The sequence below is a fragment of the Yinghuangia seranimata genome (assembly GCF_029953285.1).
Classification (GTDB): domain Bacteria; phylum Actinomycetota; class Actinomycetes; order Streptomycetales; family Streptomycetaceae; genus Yinghuangia; species Yinghuangia seranimata.
This window is the reverse complement of record NZ_JASAOI010000050.1, coordinates 1-25,154: the sequence shown is the minus strand read 5'-3', so window position 1 is coordinate 25,154 and position 25,154 is coordinate 1. Positions and strand designations below refer to the sequence as shown.

Annotated in this window: 18 protein-coding genes; 8 read left to right on the top strand and 10 right to left on the bottom strand. The window is 73.9% G+C overall.

Features of this window, described 5'->3' with window-relative positions:
* The first annotated feature begins 88 nt into the window (after positions 1-88).
* Together QI554_RS29970 and QI554_RS29965 are read left to right on the top strand one after the other, a co-directional pair.
* A complete protein-coding gene (locus QI554_RS29970) occupies positions 89-1,108 on the top strand; it encodes an ADP-ribosylglycohydrolase family protein (RefSeq protein ID WP_425528078.1) in 1,020 nt (339 codons plus the stop codon).
* The gene (locus QI554_RS29965) at positions 1,108-1,623 is read left to right on the top strand and encodes a pyridoxamine 5'-phosphate oxidase family protein (RefSeq protein ID WP_281474462.1); all 516 of its coding nucleotides are present in this window, start codon (positions 1,108-1,110) and stop codon (positions 1,621-1,623) included. The genes QI554_RS29970 and QI554_RS29965 overlap by 1 nt, the downstream gene beginning before the upstream one ends.
* Here the strand turns inward: QI554_RS29965 and QI554_RS29960 are convergent.
* The 3 genes from QI554_RS29960 to QI554_RS29950 form a co-directional block, all read right to left on the bottom strand.
* Positions 1,620-3,146 (bottom strand): cytochrome P450, encoded by a 1,527-nt coding sequence (locus QI554_RS29960; RefSeq protein WP_281474242.1) that lies wholly within the window; start codon positions 3,144-3,146, stop codon positions 1,620-1,622. The genes QI554_RS29965 and QI554_RS29960 overlap by 4 nt on opposite strands.
* 75 nt (positions 3,147-3,221) lie before the next feature.
* Positions 3,222-4,004 (bottom strand): response regulator, encoded by a 783-nt coding sequence (locus QI554_RS29955; protein WP_281474240.1) that lies wholly within the window; start codon positions 4,002-4,004, stop codon positions 3,222-3,224.
* Complete coding sequence (locus QI554_RS29950) at positions 4,001-5,179, bottom strand: sensor histidine kinase (protein WP_281474238.1); 1,179 nt, start codon at positions 5,177-5,179, stop codon at positions 4,001-4,003. Before QI554_RS29950 ends, QI554_RS29955 begins: the two co-directional genes overlap by 4 nt.
* Before the next feature lie 156 nt (positions 5,180-5,335).
* On the opposite strand from QI554_RS29950, the gene QI554_RS29945 reads away from it, so the two are divergent.
* From QI554_RS29945 to QI554_RS29920, 6 genes are all read left to right on the top strand, one after another.
* Positions 5,336-6,064 carry an ABC transporter ATP-binding protein gene (locus QI554_RS29945; RefSeq protein WP_281474236.1) on the top strand — a complete coding sequence of 243 codons (729 nt, stop codon included), beginning with the start codon at positions 5,336-5,338 and terminating at the stop codon, positions 6,062-6,064.
* Entirely contained in the window at positions 6,061-6,912 is an 852-nt protein-coding gene (locus QI554_RS29940) for an ABC transporter permease (protein WP_281474234.1), read from the top strand. Before QI554_RS29945 ends, QI554_RS29940 begins: the two co-directional genes overlap by 4 nt.
* Positions 6,905-7,708: an ABC transporter permease gene (locus QI554_RS29935; RefSeq protein ID WP_281474232.1), complete on the top strand. Its 804-nt coding sequence runs from the start codon at positions 6,905-6,907 to the stop codon at positions 7,706-7,708. Before QI554_RS29940 ends, QI554_RS29935 begins: the two co-directional genes overlap by 8 nt.
* Positions 7,709-7,874: 166 nt before the next feature.
* Positions 7,875-8,264 carry an SH3 domain-containing protein gene (locus tag QI554_RS29930; RefSeq protein ID WP_281474229.1) on the top strand — a complete coding sequence of 130 codons (390 nt, stop codon included), beginning with the start codon at positions 7,875-7,877 and terminating at the stop codon, positions 8,262-8,264.
* 139 nt (positions 8,265-8,403) lie between these two features.
* Positions 8,404-9,390 (top strand): zinc-binding dehydrogenase, encoded by a 987-nt coding sequence (locus QI554_RS29925; RefSeq protein WP_281474460.1) that lies wholly within the window; start codon positions 8,404-8,406, stop codon positions 9,388-9,390.
* 91 nt (positions 9,391-9,481) lie between these two features.
* Entirely contained in the window at positions 9,482-11,695 is a 2,214-nt protein-coding gene (locus tag QI554_RS29920; RefSeq protein ID WP_281474227.1) for a LuxR family transcriptional regulator, read from the top strand.
* Between the two features lie 387 nt (positions 11,696-12,082).
* On the opposite strand, the gene QI554_RS29915 is transcribed toward QI554_RS29920, so the two are convergent.
* From QI554_RS29915 to QI554_RS29885, 7 genes are all read right to left on the bottom strand, one after another.
* A complete protein-coding gene (locus QI554_RS29915) occupies positions 12,083-12,583 on the bottom strand; it encodes a nuclear transport factor 2 family protein (protein ID WP_281474225.1) in 501 nt (166 codons plus the stop codon).
* A 114-nt stretch (positions 12,584-12,697) separates the two neighbouring features.
* On the bottom strand, positions 12,698-14,806 hold the full coding sequence (locus QI554_RS29910; RefSeq protein ID WP_281474223.1) for a hypothetical protein: 2,109 nt from the start codon (positions 14,804-14,806) through the stop codon (positions 12,698-12,700).
* A gap of 5 nt (positions 14,807-14,811) precedes the next feature.
* Positions 14,812-15,912 carry a hypothetical protein gene (locus QI554_RS29905; protein WP_343230824.1) on the bottom strand — a complete coding sequence of 367 codons (1,101 nt, stop codon included), beginning with the start codon at positions 15,910-15,912 and terminating at the stop codon, positions 14,812-14,814.
* A complete protein-coding gene (locus QI554_RS29900) occupies positions 15,909-16,949 on the bottom strand; it encodes a protein kinase family protein (RefSeq protein WP_281474221.1) in 1,041 nt (346 codons plus the stop codon). The genes QI554_RS29905 and QI554_RS29900 overlap by 4 nt, the downstream gene beginning before the upstream one ends.
* Positions 16,946-19,384: a hypothetical protein gene (locus QI554_RS29895; RefSeq protein WP_281474220.1), complete on the bottom strand. Its 2,439-nt coding sequence runs from the start codon at positions 19,382-19,384 to the stop codon at positions 16,946-16,948. Before QI554_RS29895 ends, QI554_RS29900 begins: the two co-directional genes overlap by 4 nt.
* Positions 19,378-22,596 (bottom strand): tubulin-like doman-containing protein, encoded by a 3,219-nt coding sequence (locus tag QI554_RS29890; RefSeq protein ID WP_281474218.1) that lies wholly within the window; start codon positions 22,594-22,596, stop codon positions 19,378-19,380. Before QI554_RS29890 ends, QI554_RS29895 begins: the two co-directional genes overlap by 7 nt.
* Positions 22,597-22,644: 48 nt before the next feature.
* On the bottom strand, positions 22,645-25,154 hold a 2,510-nt coding region (locus QI554_RS29885; RefSeq protein WP_281474216.1), incomplete at its 5' end, for a vWA domain-containing protein.

Sequence of the window (25,154 nt, the reverse complement as noted above, 5' to 3'; positions counted from 1 at the left end):
GGGCGGCCTTGGGTCCGGGGACGGTGGCGGCGGGGCGGGGCTTGCTGGGCGGATCTATGGGGGATGGCTCGGGCGGGTTGCCGGGAACATGCTCGGGAAGCCCGTCGAGGACGGGGACCACTGGACCCGCGAGCGCATCGATCGGTATCTGCGGCTCACGGGGGCGCTGCCGCTGACCGACTACATTCCCGTGCCGGATCCGCCGCTGGATCCTGTGGAGTTCGCGTTGCGGCCGGAGTGGCCTGAGTGCACGCGGGGCCGGATCCATGGGAGCTGCCGGGACGACGATGTGGACTATGCGGTGCTCGGGCTGCACCTGTTGGAGACCTACGGTCGTGGTTTCACGACGCAGCAGGTGGGTGAGCTGTGGCTGTTGGGGTTGCCCTATTTGCAGACGTTCACCGCGGAGCGGGCCGCGTACCGCAACCTGGTGGCGGGACTGGTGCCGCCGCTGTGTGCCCGGGTCGACAACCCGTATCAGGACTGGATCGGCGCGCTCATTCGTGCCGATGTGCACGGGTGGGTCAACCCCGGCGATCCGGCCGCGGCCGCGGAGTCCGTTCGGCGTGATGCGGTGTTGTCGCATACGAACGAGGGTGTGTACGGGGCGATGTGGGCGGCCGCGTTGATCGCCTCTGCGTTCACAGCTGATGGTCCGCGGGACGCGGTTACTGAGGCGGTCGGGCACATTCCCGGTGACTGCCGGGTCGCGCGGACGGTCGGGCAGGTGCTTGAGCTGCACGCGTCCGGGGTCAGCTGGGAGGACGCGCTCGACGCGATGGAGCGGGAGACCGGGCAGCTGCACTGGATCCACGTCGTGCCGAACGTGGCGGTCATCGCGGCCGGGTTGCTGTACGGGGACGGGGACTTCACTCGCACGATCGCGTTGACCGTGCGCGGTGGGCTGGACACCGACTCGAACGGTGCGACGGCGGGATCGGTTGCGGGCGTGTTGTGTGGTGCCGCTGCGATTCCGCGGCAGTGGACCGAGCCGCTTGAGGACCGGCTGCGCAGTGCGGTCTTCGGTTTCGACGGTGTTCGGATCAGCGACTTGGCGGAACGGACATATCGGCTGGCTGTGGCGGGGGATGGCGGTGGCGGGGCGTGATGGTGGAGCCCCAGGCGAGTCGTCCTTATATGCCGGGTTACGGCGTCCTGCCGCCTGAGGAGGGCACCGGGCTGTTGCCGTGGTCGTGGGCGCGGGAGCGCTTGGCGGCCTCGCACGACTACTGGGTGTCGACCGTGCGTCCGGATGGTCGGCCGCACGCCATGCCGGTGTGGGGTGTGTGGCTGGACGCGTGCCTGTGGTTCAGCAGCAGCCTCGGGTCGCGTAAGGCCCGCAACATCGCCGGGCGTGCGGACTGTGTGGTGACGACCGATGACGCGCTCAACCCGGTCGTGGTGGAGGGGCGCGCGGAGGTGGTTGCGGATCGGGCGGGGATCGCGGCCTTTCTGGATGCGCTCAACGGCAAGTACGAGACGTCGTACGGCATCGATTTTCTGGATCCGGACGTGAACGGGACCTTCCGCGTGCGTCCCGTGCAGGTGTTCGGCCTGCGGGAGGGCGACTTCACGGGGTCACCGACGCGGTGGCGCTTCACGTCGGCGGGTCCGGCAACTTAGGCGCTCCTCGTGGCGCGCGGGCGGGCGATTACGCGGGCGGCGCGGGAGGGGACGAAGGTGACGTGGCGCATGCGCGGCTTCTCGTCGGCCGCCCGGACTGCCGTGAGGTCGACCCGTTGGAGGACCTCGCGGAGGATCACCCGCATTTCCAGCAAGGCGAGTTGCGCGCCGACGCAGTAGCGGCGGCCGCCGCCGAAGGGCATCCACGACCTGTGGGCGGCGGTCGTGTCGCCGTCCAGGAAGCGTTCGGGGCGGAACGCGTCGGGGTCGGGGTAGACGGCCGGGTCGCGGTGGATGAGGGCGATCATCGGCGCGGCGTACCAGCCCGCGGGGATCTCGACGCCGCCGACCCGCAGCGGGGTGTCGACCAGCCGCGGTACGTCGTACACCACCGGCCTGGCCCGCAGGGTCTCCTTCACCACGGCCTCGAGGTAGCGCTCCTCGCCGCCGCCCGTGGTGCCGTCGAGCTCGGCGCGCAGCTTGGCGAGCACCTCGGGGGTGCGGACCAGGCGTTCGACGCCCCAGGCCAGTGCGGTGGCGGTGGTCTCGTGGCCGGCTTCGAGGAGGGTGATCAGCTCGTCGCGCAGCTCCTGGTCGCTCATCGGCTCGCCGTGCTCGTCGCGGGCGCGAAGCAGCCGGGACAGCACATCCGTCGCGTCGGGGTCCGCGTCCGCGCGGCGCCGGGCGATCTCGTCGTACAGCAGTTCGTCGACGGCGGCGCGGGTCGCGAGGAACCGGGTGAACGGACGGGACACCGCACGGTGGAGCGGCCCGACGCGCTCGATCCAGCCCATCGCCTTCGACGACGCCAGGATCATCACCGCGGGCCCGCCGGTCTCCGCCAGGGCCGGGAGCAACGCCCTGAGTGCGTCGAGGCGTTCGCGCTCGCGGATGCCGAAGACCAGGCGCAGGATGACCTCGAGCGTGATGTCCTGCATGCGGTCGCGTAGCGCGAACGGTGTGCCGTGCGGCCAGCGTTCGACGTCCTCCGCGGCGATCCGGGCGATCTCGTCGCGGTAGTCGGCGATGGCTTTCGCACGCAGCGGCGGGGTGAGCAGTTTGCGGTGCCGGGCCCATGGGTCGCCGTCGAGGCTCAGCAGCGAGTTGCGGCCGACGAGCGGTTCGAGCGCCATACGGCGGACCTCGCCGGCCCGGCCGCCGCCCGCGTCGAGGGCGTACGCCGCGGCGGCCGACTCGGGTGTGGTGAGGAAGACTTCCGGCGGAAACCCGACGAAGTTGAAGCGGAACACCGGGCCGTAGCGGCGACGTGCCGCGTCCAGGACACGGGTGGGGGCGGCCAGGTACGCGGCGGTCTGCACGACTGCGGGGAGGCGCGGCCCGGGCGGCGGCGGCAGGGGTGGCGGGGTCTGGGCGTCCGTGGGCGCATCGGGTGCGGTCGATGTGGTTTCGGTTGCCGCGGAGGGTGCGGTCGGCGCGGGGTCGGTCGGCGCTGCGGGGGCGGTCGACGCGGCGGCCGTGTTCGCGGCGGCGCTGCTTTCGGCGGTGCGCTCCGTGGGCTTCATTCGCTGCTCCTCGCGGCGATATGTGCACCGGGCATGCCTGTTGCGACAACGCTACCCGCGTGCACCCCGCACTGGTCAGGAGGCCGGACCAAGTCCCGCTTCGTAGGCGAGGATCACCAGGTGCACGCGGTCGCGTGCGTCCAGCTTGGTGAACAGGCGTGCCACATGCGTCTTCGCGGTGGCGGTGCTGATGATCAGGTGCGCGGCGATCTCGCTGTTGGACAGCCCCCGCGCGACCAACGCCAGGACCTCGCGCTCGCGGTCCGTGACGCCGTCGAGCGTGCGGCGTACAGGCGCTGCGGCGGGGGACACAGGAGCGTGCGGCGCCGTGAAGTCCGCGATGAGGCGTCGGGTCACGCCCGGGGCGATGAGTGCGTCGCCCGCGGCGACGACCCGGATCGCCGCCAGGATGTCGTCCAGCGCCATGTCCTTGACCAGGAATCCGCTCGACCCCGCGCGGAGCGCCGCGTACACGTTCTCGTCGTCGTCGAACGTCGTCAGCACGACGACCCGCGCGGTCGACTCCGCCGTGATCCGCCGGGTGGCCTCGATGCCGTCCACGCCCGGCATACGGATGTCCATCACCACGACGTCGGGCCGCAGCCGCGCGGCGAGCGCAACGGCCTCGGCGCCGTTCGCCGCTTCGCCGACGACCACGAGGTCCGGCGCCGCGGTGATGAGCATGCGCAACCCCGAGCGCACGAGCGGCTGGTCGTCGGCGAGCACGACACGCACCGGGGCGAGCGGTGGGGCGGCGGGGGCAGGCGCGCCGTCGTGCCCGACGTCCGGTGCGCTGCCGGACACACCGCCCGACATGCCGTCGGACGCACCGTCGTACGCCGCGTCGGGGCCGGTCATGCCGGAAGCCTCGCGGCCACCCGGAACCCGCCCTCAGGGCGTGGCCCGGCGGAGAACTCGCCGTCGAGGAGGTGGACGCGCTCGCGCATGCCGGTGATGCCGTAACCGGGGACGACGGCCTCGGCCGCGCGCCCGTTGTCGGCCACCTCGACGACGAGTTCGCCCGGCGCGTACGTGACCGTGACCCGGCAGCCCGGCGACGCGGCGTGCCGCACCACGTTCGTCAGGGACTCCTGGACGATCCGGTACGCGGCGAGCTCGATCTCCGCGGGTAGCGGCCGCGGTTCGCCGCACCGTTCGAGCTCGACCCGGACGCCGCCGCCGCGCGCCGTCTCGGCCAACCGGTCGAGGTCGGCGAGTCCGGGTGCGGCCGGGCCCGTGTCGCCGGGATCGGCCTGGCGCAGCGCGACGAGCATCCGGCGCATGCCGGCCAGGGTCTCGCGGCTGGTGGTCTCGATGGCGCCGAGCGCCTCGCGCGCGTCGCCGGGCTGCACGTCGATGACGCGGCGTGCGGCGCCCGCCTGGATGGCGATGATGCCGACGCTGTGCGCGACCATGTCGTGCAGTTCCCGTGCGATCCGCAGGCGTTCGGCGACGACGGCGCGGGCGGTGGCGTGGTCCTGCACCGCGGCCGCGTACTCGCGGTTGCGCGCCACCGCGTTGCCGGCCAGCCACATGACGGCCACCGCGAGCGCGTACAGCGACGCCTCGCTCAGCACGTCGCTGAACTCCATCGACCCGGGCGGATCGGCGGCCCATGACACCGCGCGCTCGGTCGTCGCGACGGCGATCGCGGCGGCCGCACCGAGCAGGCCCGCACGGCGCGTGCGCGTCGCGGCGAGGTAGCCGACGAGCACCGCGGCGGCGACCAGCGACGGCCAGGTGGCGATGGTCAGCACCGACGCGGCCGCGGTCTCGGCCAGCAGCAGCGCGAGTGTGAGCGCGGGACGTTGCCGGCTCAGGGTCAGCGGCAGCGCGAGCAGCACGGATACACCGAGCCAGACCGGCGGGGGGACGGACGCGAGCCGATAGGGCAGCAGGTGCGGCGAGATCCGCAGCGGGAGTGTGCTGAACATGAGCGCGGTGAACCCGCCCACCGCGCAGCCCAGCAGCGCCGTCCACCCCAGCGGGGGCAGGCGGCGCAGCAGCGGTGCGCGAGGCAGGACGTGATCCACATTCGGGATCGTAGACAGCGGGCCCGGTGGTGCGCGTCGGCCCGCGGGCGTACATCCGGGGGCCGATCGGCGTCCTGCCGGGGATGTGCACCACTCCGAAAGGTTCGCCCCGCGGTCCGACGCTGCGGCCGGGCCCCGGGCGGCAGCGTTGTCCGCGTGATCGAAGTCAACGAACTCACCAAGCGATACGGGCACACGGTCGCCGTGGACGCCCTGACGTTCACCGTGCGCCCGGGCCGGGTGACCGGCTTCCTCGGCCCGAACGGATCCGGCAAGTCCACGACCCTGCGCATGCTGCTCGGCCTGTGCGCGCCGACCAGCGGCACCGCCCTGATCGACGGGCGGCCGTTCCGCGCCCGCGGCGTCGCGCTGCGGCACGTCGGCGCGTTGCTGAGCGCGGACGACGTCCACCCGGGCCGCACGGCGCGGGCCCATCTGGCGGCCCTGGCACGGGCCAACGGCCTGCCGCGCGGCCGGGTCGGCGAGGTGCTGCGCGACGTCGGTCTGACCGAGGTCGCCAAGCGCCGGGTCGGCACGTTCTCACTCGGTATGAAGCAGCGGCTCGGCATAGCCGCGGCCCTGCTCGGCGATCCGCCGGTGCTGCTCTTCGACGAACCGGTCAACGGCCTCGACCCGGAAGGCGTCCGCTGGGCCCGTGAGCTGTTCCGCGGGCTCGCGGCGGAGGGCCGGACGGTGTTCGTGTCCAGCCATCTGATGAGCGAGATGGAGAACACCGCCGACCACCTGGTCGTCATCGCCGACGGCACGTTGGTTGCCGACGAGCCGCTCGCGGACTTCGCGGCCCGCGCGGGCGGCGGCCTTGAGGAGGCCTTCATGAAGCTGACCGGCGATCGCGTCCGCTACCGCGCGGGGGAGGTCCGATGAGCCTGGTCACCCACACACCCGTCCCGCGCCCGCCGGGTCGCTCGGGCACCGCCGACCGGGCGCGCTGGCGCGATCTGGTGGGGGCGGAGTGGATCAAGTTCTGGTCGCTGCGCTCGACACCCGTGACCCTCGGCGTGCTCGCGGCGCTGTACCTGTACCTCGCGTGGCGTTCCGGAGGTCAGGAGTACCGCTCGTGGCCGCACTACACACCGGAGATGCGCGACGGGTTCGATGCCGGGCACACGGCGTTCCCCGGCCCGGAGTGGTTCGCGATGATGGTCGGCGCGGGCACGGTCGGCGCGCTGACGGTCGCGGGCGAGCACGCGGGCGGCCTGATCCGCACGACGTTCACTGCCGTGCCGGCACGCGGCCGCGTCGTGCTGGCGAAGGCCATAGTGCTGACCGGCGTGATGACGGTGCTCGGGTTCGCGGTCGCGGTCGGCTCCTACACGTTGAGCCAGGCCGCGCTCGGCGACCGTATCCCGCACCACGCCGTCACGCAGCCAGACGCGATGCGGGCCGTGGCGGCGACCACGCTGCTGCTGCCACTGTGCGCACTCGTCGGCATGGGCCTGGCGGCCGTGATCCGGGTCACGGCGGGCAGCGTGTTCGCGGTGTGCGCGCTGTTCGTCCTGCTGCCGCCGGGGCTCAGAGTGACCGGGCGGCAGTGGCTCGACCCGGTGGTGAACGCTCATCCTTGGTTCGCGTGGGGTCGGCTGACCGGCACGGGCAACGGCCATATCGTCGGCAGCGTCCCGTCGTTCACCGCGGCGTGGACCGCGATGGCGGCGTGGCCGGTGGCCGCGGTGGCGGTCGCCGTCGTGGCGATGCGTGTGCGCGATGTCTGAGTCGGCGCTTCGAGGGCCCGAACGCGGCGGCTTCGGGGACCTGTTCGCCGCCGAGTGGATCAGGATCGCCGCGGCGCGGTGGGCCCTGCTCCTGCTGGCCTGCGGATCCGCGGTGACGGTCGCGTCCGCGTGGTACTTCAGCCGCCGCGTATTGCTGACACCGCTTGGCAGGGCCGACTTCGACCCCCTGCACAAGGCGTTCGACGCGGGCGCCTGGTCGCTGGTGTGTGCGGGAGCCGCCGTGCTCGGCGTGCTGACCGTGGCCGGCGAGTACGCGTCCGGGTCGTTGCGCACCACGTTCGTCGCCGTCCCCGCACGCGGCCGTGTCGTCGCGGCCAAGGCGGCGGTGGTCGCCGTTGTCGCGCTGATCGCGGGGAGCGTGACATCGGTGACCGCCTTCGCGACGAGCCAGGCCCAGCTGTCCAACGTGGGGCTCGGCGTGTCGATACGCGACGCCGGGGCGGCGCGCGCGGTCGTCGTCTCTGCCGTCTTCCCGGCCGTGTGCGGGCTCATCGGTATCGCGGTCGGGGCTGTGGTGCGGCATCTCGCGGGCGCGGTGGCGACTGCCTGCGGTGTGCTGGTGCTGCTGCCGTCGTTCCTCCCGTCGGACAACCACGGCTGGTCAGGGGCACTCAGCACGGCCATGCCCACCCACGCGTGGCTCGGCCTGGCGCGCATCAGGCCACCGGAAAACGGCAGTTACCCGACACCCACGGTCGCGGCGGTCGTGCTCGCGGCATGGGCCGCCGGTGCGCTCGCCGTCGCGGTCGGGGCGGTCGTGCGCCGCGATCAGTGACCCCGTCGTGTCACGAGGCCGCGTGATCCTTCACGGCGGGGAACCACGCATGTCCGCGAGCCGTAACGAAGGCCCGGCGGACGCGCGCCGGACCCGTCGGGGGCGCCACCTTGGTGTCAGCAGCCGGACCGCAGGTGGCCCGGCAGCCCACCCCGTGGAGGTCATCATGAACGCCAAGCGCACCGCCGCCGTCCTCACCGCCTCCGGCCTGCTCCTCGCCGGGCTCACCGTCGGTGCCGCCGGGACCGCCGGCGCCGCCCCCGCGAGCGCGCCCGCCGCGGCTCCGAGCATGCTGCCTGCCTCGGGCCTCGGCATGTTCGGCCACGTCGTCAACGCGCCGAAGGGCCTCAACATCCGCAGCAAGCCCAACGCCGGCTCCAAGAAGCTCGGTTCGCTGGCCAACGGCTACCACGTCGAGATCGCCTGCAAGGTGAAGGGCCAGAACATCAAGGGCAACAAGATCTGGTACGCGATGGAGAGCCGCACCAACGGCCCCGCCGGCTGGATCTCCGCGCGCTACGTGGTCAACGAGACCAACATCCCGTGGTGCCCGTGACCTGACCGGCACCCCGCTTGAAGGCCTGCCACGGCCCACCTGACGCCGCCCGCGTCGACTCCGCTCCCCGCCCTGTGCCACCACACACGGCGTACGCTCGGCCTCCGATCTTCATGAGGAGGGCCGAGTGGCGGAGACGATGCGGGCGGTCGTGCTGAGCGGACCGGGCCCGGTGGAGAACCTGGCGGTCACCGAACTGCCGGTCCCCGAGCCGCGGCCGGGTTGGGTGCGGATCGCCGTCAAGGCGTTCGGCCTCAACCGCTCCGAGCTGCACACCCGCCTCGGGCTCGCGGTCGGCGTCACGTTCCCGCGCGTGCCGGGCATCGAGGCGGTCGGCGTGGTGGACGCCGTCGACCCCGCCGACGCCGCGAGCGGCCTGGTCCCCGGTCAGCGCGCCGCCACCATGATGGGCAACATGGGCCGCGAGTACGACGGCGGCTACGCCGAGTTCACGCTCGTCCCCGTCGGCCAGGTCGTCCCGTTCGACTCGGAGCTGCCGTGGGACGTGCTCGGCGCCGTGCCCGAGACGCTGCAGACCGCGTACGGCTCGCTGACCACCGGGCTGGACCTGGCCGCCGGCCAGTCGTTCCTCGTCCGCGGCGGTACCTCCGCACTCGGCTTCGCCGCCACCGCTCTCGCCAAGGACATCGGCGCGACCGTGCTGGCCACCACCCGCCGGCCCGAACGCGCGGACGCGTTGCGCGCCCAAGGTGTCGACCACGTGCTGGTGGACGACGGCCGGATCGCCCCGCAGGTCCGCGAGCTGTTCCCCGCCGGCGTCGACGCCGCACTCGAACTCGTCGGCACGCCCACGCTGCCCGACACACTCGCCGCCACCCGCGTGCACGGCACGGTCTGCTTCACCGGCATGCTCTCGAACGAGTGGACCGTCCCGGACTTCTACCCGATCGGCTACCTGCCCAACGGCGTGCGCCTGACGGCCTACGGCGGCGAGGCCGACGACCTGCCCGCCGCAGTGCTGCAGGGCTACCTCGACAAGATCGCCGACGGCACGGTGCGCCTCGGCCCGGTCACCACCTACCGGCTCGACGACATCCGCCAGGCGCACGCCGACATGGAAGAGGGCCGCGCGCTCGGGAAGCTGGTCGGCCTGACCGGCCGCTGAACCGGACGCACCGGAGTCCGGGAAGCACCGGCCCACCGCGCGGGTTGTGCCCCCGAGGACGAACGGGCACGAGACCGGCGAGGCGGGGCACATGCGCGGCGACGACAGGCACGAACCACTGGTCCCGGCCAAGCTGCGGCCGCCCGCCGCGCCGGGACCGGTGGTCGCGCGCCCACGCGTGGACGCGTTGCTCGACCGCGCGGCGGAACGGGCTTCGGCCGTGCTCGTGCTCGGCCCCGGCGGCATCGGCAAGACCGTCGCCCTCGCGCGCTGGGCCGAGGCGCGCGGCGGCGTCGCCTGGCTGACGGCCGACCGGCGCGACAACGACCCGGTGCGGTTCTGGGCGCACGCGGTCGCCGCGCTCAGCGGGACCGCCGAGCGGCCGTGGACGGCGTCCGACGGGCTGCCGGTCGCCAGTGACGCGTGGGTCGCCGACCTGGGGGAGTACCTCGCCGACCGCGGGCAGGGCGGTCCGGCGGCGGTCCTGGTCGTCGACGAGCTGGAGCGCGTCGTCGAGCCCAGGATCCACGAGCAGTTGGAACTCCTCGTCCGCACCGCCGGACCCGGCCTGACCCTGGTGGTCGGCACACGATCCGCCCCGGCGCCGGACTCGCTCGGGAGGCTGCTGCTGTCGGGGCGAACCGCCGAAATCGGCTGGCGCGACCTGCGGTTCACCGACGACGAGGCGGCCGTCCTGCTCGCCGCCGACACCGGTGCCCCGAGCGCTCCGGAGGAGGCGGCCGCCCTGAACGCCGCCGCCGACGGCTGGGCGGCCGCGCTGGCCTCCGCGGCACTCCGGCAGACGCTCGGCGCGGACCCGGTCGGGCCCACCGGGCCGACCGCCGCGCCGTGGCACGACGACCACGTGCTGTCCGAGAGGCTCCTGGACCACGTATGGCAGGAACTCGACAGGGAAATACGCGAGTTCCTGCTCGACACCGCCGTCCTGGACACCGTGCACGCCGACGTCGCGGATGCGATCCGCGGCCGCACCGATTCGCTCGGCCACCTCGACCGGCTCCGCCGCGACGGGCTCTTCCTTACCCCGGACGGCCCCACCGCGGGCAGGTACCGCTACCAGCGGCTGTTCCGCCGCGCCCTCCTCGACCGCCTCGACGCGCAGGGCGGCGACCGCGCCCGCCGCCTCCACGCCGCGGCGGCGCACTGGCACAGCGCCCACGGCACGGCCGAGGACGCCATCGAGCACGCCCTCACCGCGGGCGAAAACGGGCTCGCAGTACGTCTGTTGGACACCGTCTACGACGACCACCTGGCGTCGGGCCGGCTCACCACACTCGAACGCTGGCTGTCCGCACTGCCGGACGACGGCGTGCGCGAGGCCCCGAGGCTCGCCGAACGCGCCCTGCAACTGTGGTGCGCCCTAGGCCGGTTCGACGAGCGGGACCGCTGGTCACGGCTGCACCGCACCGCCCCCGACGGACGGGTCCGCACGCTCGGCGAGGCCTGGCGCCTGTGCCTGCCGCGCGAACGCGGCGACCTGGTCGCGGCGGTACGCGGCGCCCGAGCGTTCGCGGCCCGCACCGAGGCGCTGCCGGCGACGGCGACCGCGCCGAGCCGCATCGCGCTCGCCCGCACCCTGCTGGTCGCGGGCGAGCCGGACACCGCCCTGGCACAGGCCGGCGCGGTGCTGCGGCACGCCGACGACCTGCCGCCGGAGCTGGCCGTCCTCGCGCACGGCATCGCTGGGCTCGCGGCCCGGCTCGCCGGCGACGACGGCAAGGCCGAGCACCACGCGGCGGCCGCCGGACGCCGGCTGGCCGCGTCCGTGCACCCGCCGAACGCACGCGCGATGCCGGAGTACGTCCTGCTCGCCGCACTGCTGGAGAACGAGCGCGACGGCGACGCCCACGCCCGGGCCGCCGCGTTCCTCGACGTCTCACCCGGCGTCGGCGACGACCACTCCATGGCCGCCTTCGCGGCACTCCTGCTCGCGGGCGCACACGCCGCACGCGGCGAACACCAGGACGCCCGAGCCCGGTTGGCCGAGGCCGACACCCGCCTGGCGCGCTGCCCAAGCCCGCTGGGCCTGACCGATCTGCGCAACGAGGTCGCGGCAGGTCTGACGGGCGGAACGGCCGCGGAGCCGTCGCCCGCCGACGCGGGCCTCAGCGCGCGGGAGGTCACGATCCTGCGCTACCTGCGCAGCGGCCTGACCCTGCCGGAGATCGCCGCCGACCTGTATATCTCGGTCAACACGGTCAAGACGCACGCAAGGCACGTGTACCGGAAGCTGGGCGTCGCGAACCGCACGGAGCTGGCAGCGGTCGACGCGCCCGGGGGGTGAACGTGGCCGAGCCCGCGAGCGTGCTCTGCGCCACGATCGCGGCCAACTCGTCCGGCACGCCGTCGATATCCGGTTCCTCGTGCACGACGCGGTACAACACGTCAGGTCCCGAACCGCCGCCGAACGACTCGCGGCCGGTCGCGGCGTACGCCGGCACGGCCCCGAGCGCGGACACGTCGGACGCCGGGCCGACCTCGCTCCCTCGTGCCTGGTCCGGCGACATGTATCCGGGCGACGGCTTGAGGTCGCGGTGTACGAGCCGGCAACCGGCAGACACCACGCGGTCGACGCCAAACGATCACTCGACGCCGGAGACGGCGCGGGATGGCTGCAAGACGGCTCCGGGCCCGGCGCCGACACGATCCCCCCGGACAGGCCCCAGACGACTCACTCGCCGATGAGCACCTTCGGGTCGCCCGTGTGCCAGATGTTCTCCACATACAGCCGGTCCATGACCCACCGGTCGCCGTCCCGGACCGCCGCGACGGCGTAGCGGTTCTTGAGCAGCAGGTGCCGGGAGTGGTCGCCGTGCGGGAGGTGCTGGGCCTCGACCAGCGCCGTGAGCCCGGCGAGGTCGCCGTCGATACGGATGCGGGCGTTGGTGACGGTGTGCGTCGTGTCCAGCCGCACGTCGGGGTTGAAGTGCACGGCGGTGATGACGTCGAGGCCGACCATGACCGGCACCTCGAGGCCGATCGCGGACGCCGCGGGCCGGAAGTCGAACTCGGCGCCGGGGGCGAAGGCGGACTGGAAGAGGTCGCGGTCCTGGATGTCGAAGCCGAGGCCGAAGCGCAGGAGCGCGTCCAGGACTTCGGCCCGGTCGCGCAGTTCGCGGACGACGGCGTCGGACTCGGTGGCGGCGAGGGCGTTGGGGCGGGTGACGTGCATGGCGGGCTCCCGGTGGAGTGGGCTTCCGGCGGCCGCGGGTGCGGCCGCCGTCCCGTCAAGCGTCCGTCGTGGGGAGGGGTGAGAGCAGGGGGTGAGAGGGGTGATCCGGATGAGCTAGCCCATGCTCTTCAGCACCGTCAGGAAGAACACCACCAGCGCGGCGAGCGCCAGCAGCAGGACGACACCCCACACCATGCCGTGGAGTGTTCCGGGCTGGGGGCGTTGGGGCTTCCGCCGGGTCCGGGACGCCGGTTCGGGCGCGGCCGCGTCGGCGACCGACAGGGCGAGGCTGGCCAGCGACGCGGCGCCGCGCTGCTCGTCGAGGGGTGGCCACCCGGTGGCCCGTTCGACGAGCCGTCGCCACCCCGCTTCGGGCAGCCCGGAGTCGGGTTCGCGCGCGACGACCCGGCGCAGTACGTGGTGTCCGACCGGGTCGCGCTCCCACAGCCACGCGACCACCTGTTCCGCGTGGCCGTCGGGCACGAGGCGCAGGTGCGGCGCGACGAGGCTGCGGTACACGTCGTACGCGACCTCGTCGGGCGCCGCGTTCCGCAGCTCCCAGCGCTCGTAGTACAACCCCGCCGAAATGGTCTCGACGCACAGTTCGTCGCGTTCCGGAATAATCAAGCGCGGCCACCGCGCACGCAGTTCGCGCAGGACGACGGCGGCGACGGGCAACGGGAGCTCCTGGAAGGCGAGCCAGCTCCGCAGCGTCGCCGTGTCGATCCGCCGCATCGCGTGCCGGGCTTGGGCCCACAGCTTGGTGGCGTAGCCGTGGGCGGTCCACTCCTCCAGGTCGCGGTAGACCTCGCGGACGGTCTGCGGGTCCGGCGGCACGGAGCGTCCGACCCGCTGGCCGCGGACGCCGCGGGCCACGCTGTGCCGGAACGCGGTCATGCCGGCGGTGACGGCGGAACGCGGCCGCGGCGGCTGGTGGAGGTCTGCGGCGCAGGCCCGCCACCACACGACGGCGTTGTCGAGGACCTGGTCCGCGTCCGCCGCACTCGCGGCCGCGTCCTTCGGGGGAGGCAGCGGTACGACCTTCCCCTCGGGCCCCTCCGCGTCCGGAACCACGGCCGGCTGCACGGAAGTCGGAGGGTGCATCCGTTGCGCCGGAGGCCGGTGGGCAGGCGGCACTGGCGGCGTGCCCGCCGGCGGGCTCTGCGGATGCGGCGGCAGGACGCCGCCCGAGGCCGGTCCGGCGGCGGCCCGCGATTCCGAAGAACGCGTCGGCGCCTGGGGCGACCGCGTCGGCGCCGACACGATGGGGGCGGACGTCGCGAGCCCGAACAACGGCGCCAGCACCGCCATGCGGTCGGGCGCCGGCATCGACCACAGGTCGGTCTGTTCTTTGAGGCACTCGTAAAGGCGGTCGTAGGCCAGGAACTTCTGGTGGACCCAAGACTCCATCATCGCGTGGGCGAGCCGGTCCTCCGGGCCCGCGATCGCGTGCGTCGGATCGACGTGCAGGGACTTGCTCCCGGACGCGCCGGAAGGCGGCCAGCGCCGCACGAACGCCAGGCCGAACGAGGCCGACTCCACCGTGGTGTGGGTGCAGTACTGGTCGACCACGGTGCCCGTCGCACCGAAGATGTCGATGAGGACGGCGAGCACGGGGAACACGTCGCCAGCGTTCGCCGTACGCACCAGCAGCCGGCGCCTCGGGGTGCGCAGTACCTGCGCGATCATGTTGGTGACGAGCGACGTCCGTTCCGGGACGGCGTCGCGGTGCGGCTGGAACGACTGGTGCCAGCCCTCGGTGATCTCGCGGCCGTTGAGGACCGGCAGATGCGGCGAACCGTCCGCGGTGTCGTCGAGGCTGGGCCACCCGGCGGTGAACAGACCGAGCCCCGCGTGCGCGGACAGTTCGGCCGACGGCCCGATGAGCGCGTGGGTCTCGTGGGATGTGTCGCCGCCGGGCAGCAGCCGCCGGTGCAGGATCGCGGCACGTCCCTTCTCCCCCTCCAGCCGCACCCGCGCGAGGCTGGCCCGCGGCTCGGTGCCCGGGTGCCGGACGATGCCCTTGAGCTCCTGGTACAGGTCGGCCGCGTACTGCGCGTCGGTCGAGTACGCGACCGGCCCGAAGCCCGTGGTCCGGGCCGCGTTGCGCGGGTCCCACCGGAACACGATCTGGTCGACCGGCACCCACTCCGGCGGCTCGTGGCCCGGCCCGCCCGGATCCGGCGGATCGCCATGGTGGTACGGGAACTCGGATTCCGGCATGGCGGTCAGCCACCTCCCGCGGCGGACGGTGAGCCGTCGATGAGCCCGCACATCCCGAAGACGGACAGGAGCGGTTCGAGGACCCGGCGCGGCCGGATGCCGTCCGAGGTGTCCGGGCCCGGCGGGGCCCCCGTCGTCGAGACGAAGTGCAGCGAGCAGCGCCGGGCGTCCTTGACCGGGCGCAGCCAGGACGGTTCGGCGTGGCGGTGCAGGAACGCGTAGACGTCGCGGTTCTCGGCGTGCCGCATGACCGGGTCGAGGACGGTGCCGTCCTCCTCCCACAGCCAGCGGTCCACCGGCGGTTCGTAGGGCATCAGGTCGCATTTGTTGACGACCACGGCGACGGCGGCGTCGAGTGCCCCGTCGGCCTGGGGCATGCGGTCGAGGATGCTGGCGAACGCCGGGTCGGCGGTCAGCGTGCCGGGCACTCCGGCCCGTTTGCGGGGCTCGTCGAGCTGCGGCAGGTTGAAGGCGGTCAGCGGGTCGACGACGAAGATCAACGCGTCGACGCCGACCAGGAACGTGGTGGTCCGCGAGTCGGTCACCAGGTCCTCACCGGCGAGGTCGAAGAAGGTCACCGAGCGGCGCTGCCCGCGCGGGCCGGTCAGGAGCAGGGCGTCCGCGAACTCGACGACGCCGTCGCCGCCGAGCGGGTCGGTGCGCCGCAGCGTTGCGCCGCGGCGCAGCGGCAGGATCGCGTCGTCGAGGAAGCGGCGGTGCCATTCCGGGTTGGCGGAGCGCCACTTGATGCCGAACGCGTCGAGGTCTCCGCCGTCGACGGCGGAGACCATGGCGGTCAGCAGGTGCGTCTTCCCGGCGCTGGACCCGCCCACCATGGCGATCGTGAGGCCGGGGCCGTGCCGCAGGTAGGGGACCGGCAGGTAGTGCGTGCCGACCCCACCGGTGTCGGGGCAGCGCTGATAGGCGCGACGCAGTGTGTCGTCGCGCCGCTTGGGGTTGAACTCGCGGCTGATGTCGAGGGGTTTGTGCTCGCCCTTGCCGGTGATCTCGTAGAGCGCGCTCTCGTCGTAGGCCACCGGGTCGAGGCAGTGCGGGCAGGTGATCCGCAAGCGCTCGCCGCCGCCGTCGTGGTTCATGTCCGTCACCCGTCCCGCCTCATCCACTTGAACAGGCCAGTGCCCTGCGTCGGCGGGTCGGCGGCCGGTGGATCGGCCGGCCTCGGCGGGATCGGCGTCCCCGTCGGCGGCGTGCCTCCCGGCCGGTGCGCGCGGTGCCCGCCCGACCGCCCTCCGAGCCGTTGCGCGACCAGGTCGTCGTACGCCTTGCGGCCCTCGTCCAGCGGGTCGAACGGCCGCCGGTACTCGTCCACCGGATCGGAGACCCGTAGTGCGCGCAGCAGTTCGGCGGTGCCCGGCCGGTGCTCGGCGCGCACCTCGAAGAGCCTGCTGAGCGGCCCGCTGAGCTGGCCGCGCCGCTCGAGGTCGTGCGGCGCGCGGTCGGCGGGCCCGTCCTGGCCGGTGTCGAGCCGGTACAGGATCCGGCCGACGCTCCACAGGTCGTCGCGCGCGTCGACCCGCCCGGACCCGGCCCGCTGTTCCGGCGACGCCCACGGGCCGAGCCCGGACGGGCGGCGCCTGCGGCCGATGCGGTCGGCGGCGGACGGGCGGCCGAGCGTGACGGTCGCGCCGTCCCACGTGGTGGTGTGCGGGTCGATGCCCCGGTGCGCGATGCCGACGGCCTCCAGGAGCCGGACCAGGCGCACCAGCGCCGCGGCGACGGCGTTCTGTTCGCGGATCGCGAGGGCGTTGAGGCCGGCCAGCGCGGGCGCGTCCGCGGCGGCGTAGATCACGAACGGCTCGCGGGCGACGGTGTTGTAGCCGATCAGCGAGGTGAACGAGCGCTCCCACACGGTGCCGTCGAAGGAGCGCGCGATGAGCATCGCCGCCGCGACCTCGCGTTCCAGCGCGGTGCGCTGCTGGGCGTCGCCCTGTTCCGCCGACAGCTGGTGGTAGACGCAGCGCCGCTGCGAGCCGTCCGCGACGGTGACGGTGGCCGCACGCCGCCGCCACGCGCCGACGGTCGCGACGTCGGTGCCCATCTCCGCGAGCGAGTCGACGCGCACGCCGTCGGTGCCCCAGAACGACAGGGACTGCTTGTAGCCGAGCCACGAGGGAGAGCTCACGGGGTCCTCCGCTGCCGGTTCCGGAAGTCCCGTCCGCCCCGGGTGTCTTCGCCGCGCCCTTGGTCCTGCCCGCCGTCGCGGCGGTCGCCGAGCTCGTCCTCCTCGGGGGGCAGGGTGTCGCGGAACAGCTCCACCGCGCCCGACCCGCACGGTGTGAGCTGGACGACGCCGACGAACGATCCGGCCGCGCTCCACACCAGCCGCCGCCGTTCCTCGGGCAGGCGCAGTTGGATGCCCGCGCACGCGGCCGGCGCGAACCGCACGGTCCGCGCCGCGACGGGGTCGCGCGACAGGGCGCGTCGGCCCAGCATGTCGGTCAGCAGCACCGGGCGGTCGTCGCCCGGTCCCTCGTCGCCGCCCAGCAGCCGCCGGACCAGGTCGGCGCGGGCGCCGAGCAGGTCGTACGACAGATCGCGGGCGTCGGCGGTGTCGGTCGCGGACAGCCCGCCGATGTCGCGGTCCCCGGCTTCCGCGAGGGTCTCGGAGACCAGCTCTCCCGTGTACTCCGCGACCAGGTCGGGGAGTGCGCCGGTCCGGGTGTACACGGCGCCGTCCCACAGGTCGAGGACGACGCGGACGACGGTGGCCGACACCGTCTGCGTGAGCGTCCCCGCCAGCGCCGGACTGCCGTGCGCCACCTGGCGGGTGAGCCACAGCGGGCGACGCGGCGCGGTCTCGTCCCCGGCCGCGCCCTCGGCGTTCGCGACGCCGATAGCGCGCGAGGTCTCGTCGAGGCTGTCCGCAACGAGGCGCAGCAGCAGCGCGGCGCGGCGCGCGACGTTGCTCGCGTGCGTGCGCTCGTCGATGAGGTACCACTCGTTGATCACGACGTCGGTGACCAGGGCGTCCAGCCGCTGCGGGACGCCCAGCGCGGTAGGCGCCTGGGTGGCGATCCACCAGCGGTCCACGGCGGCCCGCCACTGGCGCACGCTGAGCGCCGCGACGAGCCCGAGCCCGACGACGGCGCCGAACGCGCCGACCAGGGCGGGTGGTTCCAGCGACAGCGCGACGCCCGTGCCCGCCGCGGCGCCCGCGACGCCCGCGACGATCAGGCCGGGGAAGCCGATGTCGACGCGCTCGCCGTCGAACCGGCCCGGGCGGTTGCTCTGCGCGAGCCAGGCGCCGGCCAGCGCGGCAAGCATGACGAGCGGGCCCAGCACCAGCCCGACCAGCGGCCACAACGCGGCCAGCGCGACGCCGACCGCGGTGCCGGCCACCCGCCCGGGGGCCGCGGTGCGCAGCAGGAACGGCTGCGGCGTGCGCAGCGCGGCGAGCAGCGGCTTCGGGCACAACTGGGCCAGCCGCGCGAACCGTTCGGAGCTCGCGGACGGTCCCACCCGGCCCGCGTAGTCGTCCAGCATCGCCGCGGTCTCCCGCAACGCCTTGCGGGCCTCGCACAGTTCGCGGACGGACACGTGCAGTTCGCGGTCGATGCGCGCGTTGGTGACGGAGTGCTCGGTGGGGAGCACCACGCCGACGGCCTCCAGTGCGACGGCGCGCTGCATGCCGTCGTCGCCCGGTTCGACGCGCTCGTCCAGCGCCTGCTCGACGGCGTTGCGGTAGTCGTGGAGGGCGTCGGCGACCGAGCGCAGCATGCCGGGGAGCACGGTGGAGTCGGCCTGCCCGATGAGCCCGCGTACGCCCGCGACGCCGACCTGGGCGTCGGCGGCGCGGGCCAGGAGGTCGTCGCACCTGCGGTGCGCGACGTCGAGCGGGCCGCCGGCCGCCCGGCAGCTCGCGCGCGGCCCGGGGCCGGCCTGACCGGAAGCGAGCGCGGCGAGGTCGGCGAGGACTCCGGTGAGCGCCGGGGGTGCCCCGCGGCCCGCCGTCGCCGTGTCGCCCGAGACCGCCGCCAGCGCGGACCGCTTGGCCTGTGCCAGGACGCCGTCGGCCAATCCGAAGCGCAGCACGCGCAGCCCCGGGCAGGCGACCGCGTACGGCATGGTGATGAGTTCCTCGAAGACCGCGTCGAACACCTCAGGTGTGCAGAGGAGTTCGACCAGCTGCTGGAGGGCGAGCGGATCGTCGGGGCGGCCGCCCGCGCCGCCGGACAGGTCGCGCACCCACAGCACGCCGCTGCCCGGCGGCTTCAGTACCGCGGGCAGCGCCAGAACGGGTGCGTCGTCGCCCTTCGCGACGGGGTCGGGCGCGGGGTCGTCGCCGGACGGCACGACCAGGCAGACCAGTTCGACGTTGGCGGCGCCGCCGGCCGTGATCGTCCTGATGCGCTGGTACACGTCCGCGTGCTTCAGGACGCCGGTCGGCGTGTCGATCACCAGGTAGCGCAGCACCCGCGCGCGGGGGTCCTCCGGGGCGCGCAGCTGCGCGGTCGCGTCGGCCGGTGTCCCGCCCGCGTCGGGGTCGTCCGCGACGGCGTGCGGCCGGCCCTCCGGCCGCAGGTCGAGGACGACCGGCGCGAGGCCCGCGGTCACCACGTCTCCTCCTCCGGGGTCGGCCGGGCGGTGCCGCGCGGCTTGCGCGTCCGGCGGCGGAACGGGCTGACCGGGTCGGGGTCGTCGCCCATGTCGTCGGCGAACCCGCCCGAGCCGAGCGCGTTGCGCGCGATCTCCGCGAGCGTGCCGCCGGCCCGCGTGCCCTGCCGCCCGACCGGGCGGTGCACGGCGGCGTTCCACGTCTCGCCCCAGAACTCGCGGGGCACGCGCAGCCAGGCGTCCGAGCCGGACGTCAGCTCGCGCTCGAGCTCGTCGAGCAGGCCGCGCTGGTCCTCGTACACGTCCGCGAACAGCGCGCGGAACTGCGGCGACGGCGGTCCGGTGGGGTGGGTGTTCATCAGCTGTGCGGCGAACGCCTTGGTGGTGGCGTCGGTGCCGAGCAGCATGCGCCGCTCGTACGCCTGCACAAGCCCGCCCCACGACGAGACGCCCTCGGGGTACTCGGGCAGCCGCAGCGTCAGCACCGCGGCGTCCGCGTCCCGGATCCGCAGCCGCACCTCGTCGGGCGACGACGGGTCGCCGAGTACGTCGATCTGCCCGTTGTAGAGCGCGCACAGCAGCCGGAACAGGATGTACCCGCGGTCGTCGGGCGTGCTGGCCAGCCAGTCCTCCCGGTAGCCGAGCCGCTGCCGCCACGTCAGGTGGTCCTCGATCCGGTCCTCGTCCTGCGCCTGCACCCACTCCTGCATGACCGAGCGCACCTCGGGGACCTCGGCCAGGCTCATCGAGCTGCGCAGCTGCACGACGGCCAGCGACTCGGCGGGCACCGCACGGAACTCGCGGATCACGCCGTCCTCGCGCGGCAGCAGCAGCTCGTGCTCGAGGAAGTCCTCGATGCCCTCGTCGCGGCTGTCGGCCGGGTAGACGATCAGGATGTGCAGCCGTCCCGAGCCCTCCGGGACGAAGCCGCGCGGGAGCAGGCCGGCCAGCGCGGACTGGAAGACCTCGCTGGTGCGTTCGTCGACGGCGAGCCCGGACTGCTCGCCGCCCGCGGCCACCGCGAGCACGTCGGCCAGCGACGGCAGCAGCGGCTTCTCTCCGTGCGGGCCGCTGGCCACGAACAGCAGCTTGACACGCTCCTTGATGATCCGCTTGACGTGCGTGACGGCGAACCCGCTCTGCTGGCGGCCGCCTTCGTAGACCTGCCGCCAGCCGTCCGCGCCCATCAGGCGCAACAGCAGGTCGGACTCGTCGTTCTGGTCGCTGAGCGCCTCGTCCTGGAGCAGCCTGCGCACGACGTCGTTGTAGAAGTCCTTCAGCGACCGGCGCGCGGGCAGCAGGTACGACACCCCGGTGCGCTCGCGATAGAGCGCCTCGGTGCGGTTCTTGAACTCGACCGCCTCGCTGTCCGCGAACGACGCGAACTCCTCGACGAGCGCCGCTATCTCGTTCGCGAACCGGGTGACCGGCGGCCGCCACTGGTTCTGCTGCTCGCGCCAGGCCTCGGCCCACTTGACCCGCGCCTGCCACCGGTACCACTCGTCCTGGTGCTCCAGGACGCCGAGCACGGCTCCGTCGCCCCAGCGCGCCTTGCTCATCCCGAGCATCCGGTTGCGGATGTCGGGGATGCGCGGCGGGTTCGGGTCGAGGCCCGGCGGTGGAGGCGGCGGCACCGCGCGCCGCCCGACCATGCCCGCGAAGCCCTCGCGGACCACCGGGTCCGGGTCCTCGGGGGAGCCCACGACCAGGCGCGCGAGCCGGAACAGGTCCATCGCGCGCAGCGACTGTTCGGCGCCGCGGCGCGGCTGGAAGCCCTTGGTCAGTTGCGCGCAGGTGACGCCGAGGAAGCCGTCCATGCGGTGCACCAGGTGCCGGATCTCCTCGATCCGGTCCGACAGCGCCTGGACGATCTCCGCTCCGCCGCGCGGGACCTGCGACGGCTCGCCGGGAGTGGGCTCCTCCGGGTCGCGCGTCCAGATGCGGCCGATCCCGGAGTCCTCGAACAGCCGCTGCACGAGCAGCCGGTCGTCCTGCCCGCGTGGCCGCCGCGGATCGGTGAGCCGGCCGATCGCCCGGCGCAGCAGGCGTCCGGCGATGAGCTCGGCGAGCTCGTCGACCGGCACGGTCATCGACGCGACCAGACTCGTGGAGACGCCGCAGTGCCCGATGCCGGACGGGGCGCGCGCCGCGCGCGCGGTGCCCTTGTTCACGAAGCTGGCCGCGAAGGTCTGGTAGTCGTCGTTCTGGTAGCGGTCGCCGCTGAGTTCGGTGCCGATCAGCGAGATGATCAGCGACACCATGGAGCGCCGCAGGTCCTCCTGCTCGACACCGGCCCGGCCGCTGAACAGGAAGCCGGTCTGCACCGTCGAGGTGCGCAGCCGCACGGGGGTGCGGGACACCCCCGGGTAGGTGACGGACAGCTTGCCCTGCCGGCTGCCCTCGCCGAGCTCGGCGTCGGCGTCGGGGACGTTCTGGTCGTCGACGAGGCGGAACAGGTCCACCACGGCGCGGCCCGCGTTCAGCCGCGCGTCACGGCCGCCGCCGCGGCCCTCCGGGAACGCGGACGGCATGACCACGAGCGGATAGATCTTCACGCCCTGGTAGTCCGCCTGCTGGAACTCCTGGCCGATCAGGTGCAGGTAGTCGTAGAAGATGCCGGTGCCCGTGCCGCCCGCGATCGAGAACGCGACGAAAACATCGCAGCCGTGGATGTGCTGGCCGCTGTGGTTCATCAGGTCGGCGTTGGAGCGGTTGAGGCGCCCGATCGCCTCGCGGATCGGGTCGACGACCGGACTGAGCCCGTTGGTGAGGGTCTGGAACAGCGCCGCCCGACCCACCGTGGGCAGTTGGCCGGCGCCGTCGCTGAGCGGCGCGACCTTCGGCTCGCCGGCCCGCTCGGGCAGCCACGAGCGCAGCTCGGGATCGGTCTCGACCCGGAGCATGCGGCTTACCTCGGGCGAGCTGTCGAACCGCGGCAGCAGGTCGTGCGTCGCGCGCGCGGTCTCCCGCAGCGCGGCGCGCTGCGGGTCCTTCGCGCTCAGGTGCGGCAGCCTCTTGAGCGAGGTCTCGTCGAAGTCGGCGTACACGAACTGGAGGAACCCGGGCAGCTGGAACGGCTGCTTGTCGCCCCGCTCGGTCAGCGCCTTGCCGTCCGGGCCGCACAGCTCCTCGCGGAGCCGCCGTTCCAGCTCGGTGCCGACCAGGCAGCCGGTGCCGCCGAGTCCGACGAACATCATGGGCTGGTAGATCTTCATCTCACTCGTTCCCTTCCGCCGTCGGCGGTCGGCGGTGCGTCACCGGGCTCACCATTCGGAGTCGTACGGGGTCGGCGGGGCCTCGACGTCGACCGGCGCGGCGGTGGGGCCGCCGACCGGTCGGCCGCGTCCCGGGGCGTCGGCGCCGGGCGCCTGCCGCCGTGTCGTCCGGCCCTGACCGCCGGGCGCGCGGCCGCCGAACAGCCGCGAGCGGCCCTTGTCCACCAGCAGTTCGCAGTCCTCGCCGACCGGGAACGCGCCGCCGCGCCGCAGGTTCTCGGTCCGGCCCTCCGGCGTGCGGACGGCGAACCCGCCGTCCTGCAGCCGACTGATCCGGTAGCACGGCGCCGTCGCCGACAGCACCACCCGCGGCCGCGGGGTGCGCACCCCGTCGATACGGAACGTCGCCTCGCCGTTGACCGACCGCCGGATGGTCACCCGCTCGACCTCGCGGCCCTCGCGGCGCAGCACCAGGTCGTGCCCGCGCGGGTCACGCGCGTCGCGCCGCCTGCGGGTCGCGATCGCGACGACGATCACGGCGACGAACAGCGCGACGACGCCGATGATCACGAGCGTGCCCCAGTCGCGCCACCAGAGCGTGAAGGCGGACGGCCGCGCGTCGATGTGGATCGTGACCGGCGCGCTGCCGATCTGCTGCCCGTTCGCGGCGTCCACGTACTTGAGGGTGAACTGCCAGTCGCCCGTGCGTGCGTCGCCGTCGAGCTCGAGCGTGACCTTGTGTGTGCTGTTGCCGGGCTGCGCGTCGAACTCCGCGGCGGTGACCCGGACATGCTGGTTGTCGCGAGGGTTCACGACCTCCGCGCGGACGCGGTGCGGCTGGTCGGTGCCGTTCGTGACGGCGACCTGGCCGGACACCGAGTCGCCCTGCTCGCCACTGAGGTACCGGGTCACGCCGACGGCCCGTACGACCGCGCGGTCCGCGGAGATCTGCCCCGGGGCGGTGCGGACGTCGCCGACGATGCCCGGCGCGCTCACGTCCGCGGTCGCGGTGTACGCGCCGGACGCCCCGACGGGAACCGTCAGCTTGGCGGTGAAGGTGCCGTCCGAGGCCTCGTCGTCGGGATCTTTGCCGTCGTCGGCGGCCGGGGCCGACACGGTCTGGAAGCCGCCGGTGAGCTTCACCGCGACCTGGATCGCGCGCAACTCCTTGGCGCCGCGCACCGACACGCCGCGGCGGGTGAGCAGCGCGACGCGGACGAGCACGTCCTCGCCGGCGGTCGGCGCGGTCGGGTTCACGTACACCTGCGACTGCAGGACGCCCTGCCAGATCGCCGTCACGCTCGCCTGGCCGCCGCCGTTCGTGCCCGGCGCCGGTGCGATGCGGACCCGCCAGGTGCCCGGCTTGGGGTCGCGGACACGCAGCGACTCGACCGAGCCGATCTTCCCCGTCACCTCGAAGTGCGATCCCTCGAAGTCGCCCTTGTCGAGCTTGTCGGCGGGGATCTCCTTGTTGTCGGGGTCGATGTAGGTGACCCGGGCGTCGTCCGGCTTGAGCACCTGGATGGTGCCGTCGGTGGCCACCGAGGGGATGGTGACGCTCAGTTCGGTCGGCACGGTGCCGGAGTCGCCGATGACGACGTCCGCGCACCGGGCGACCGCGAGCGCCTGCTCCAGCGCGGTGGTCGCCTCCACAGCGGTCCGCACCACGCTGGCGTGCGGCTTGGAGTCGGGGCGCTGCGAACACGGCTGCTGGTAACCGCCCGCGGCGATCGCGGACAGCGCGTTCAGGTCCGCCTGGCCGAAGCCGAGCGGCCAGATCTGCACGTGCGCCTTCACCGCGTCGGGAAGCACCAGGTCGTTGAGCCGCCGCAGCGCGGCCGCGGTGCGGTCCGTGCCGGGCGGGCCGTAGCCGGGGCTGTCGCTGACGTCGGTGACGCCGTCGGTGAGCAGGAAGACCAGCCTGGGCCGCTCGTTTCCACCGGCGTTCCGCAGCCGGGACACCGCTTCGCCGATCGCGTTCGGGATGTCCGTGCCGTTGCCCTCGGTCTCGGCGCGCTTGTGGATCGCGTCGGGGCCGTCCGCGCGCCCCGCGCAGGCGCTGATCGCCTCGCGGCCCGCGCCGTTGAGCACGGTCAGCGGACACACCTCGTGGACGGCGGTGTTGCCGTCGCGGTCGGCGCTGCCGAACCCGAGGATCAACGCCCGTGACTCGTCGGCGATCTCGCCCTGCACGACGAGCTTGGCGGCCTGGCGCTCGCGCACCACGTCGTCCGCGCTCAGGCTGCCGGACTCGTCGACGACGACGGCGATGTCGATCGGGGAGTTCTTGTCGCTGGGCGCGCGTCGCGCCGCCGTTTCGTACGCCGAACGTGCCGCCGACGTGCCGTCCGCGGCCTGGTACGCGGCGGCCGAGCCGGGGGCGGCCGCCGCGAGCAGGGCCAGCACGGCGGCCGCCGCGACGCTCGCGCGTCCGGCGGCCCGTGCCGCGACACGTCGGCGCGTGGGGCCTCCCGCGCGGGGCCGGGGCGCCCCCGCGCGGGACACCGCACGCGCCCTCCGTCCGGCGCCGGGCGCGCGGGCCGGGCCGTCCCCGCGCC

Bases quoted from the DNA above. Each gene is read 5' to 3' on its own strand.
- QI554_RS29960 (WP_281474242.1), bottom strand. From the start codon at position 3,146: ATGAAGCCCACGGAGCGCACCGCCGAAAGCAGCGCCGCCGCGAACACG.
- QI554_RS29965 (WP_281474462.1), top strand. From the start codon at position 1,108: ATGGTGGAGCCCCAGGCGAGTCGTCCTTATATGCCGGGTTACGGCGTC.
- QI554_RS29925 (WP_281474460.1), top strand. From the start codon at position 8,404: ATGCGGGCGGTCGTGCTGAGCGGACCGGGCCCGGTGGAGAACCTGGCG.
- QI554_RS29920 (WP_281474227.1), top strand. From the start codon at position 9,482: ATGCGCGGCGACGACAGGCACGAACCACTGGTCCCGGCCAAGCTGCGG.
- QI554_RS29890 (WP_281474218.1), bottom strand. From the start codon at position 22,596: ATGAAGATCTACCAGCCCATGATGTTCGTCGGACTCGGCGGCACCGGC.
- QI554_RS29930 (WP_281474229.1), top strand. From the start codon at position 7,875: ATGAACGCCAAGCGCACCGCCGCCGTCCTCACCGCCTCCGGCCTGCTC.
- QI554_RS29955 (WP_281474240.1), bottom strand. From the start codon at position 4,004: ATGACCGGCCCCGACGCGGCGTACGACGGTGCGTCCGACGGCATGTCG.
- QI554_RS29910 (WP_281474223.1), bottom strand. From the start codon at position 14,806: ATGCCGGAATCCGAGTTCCCGTACCACCATGGCGATCCGCCGGATCCG.
- QI554_RS29915 (WP_281474225.1), bottom strand. From the start codon at position 12,583: ATGCACGTCACCCGCCCCAACGCCCTCGCCGCCACCGAGTCCGACGCC.
- QI554_RS29970 (WP_425528078.1), top strand. From the start codon at position 89: ATGCTCGGGAAGCCCGTCGAGGACGGGGACCACTGGACCCGCGAGCGC.
- QI554_RS29935 (WP_281474232.1), top strand. From the start codon at position 6,905: ATGTCTGAGTCGGCGCTTCGAGGGCCCGAACGCGGCGGCTTCGGGGAC.
- QI554_RS29940 (WP_281474234.1), top strand. From the start codon at position 6,061: ATGAGCCTGGTCACCCACACACCCGTCCCGCGCCCGCCGGGTCGCTCG.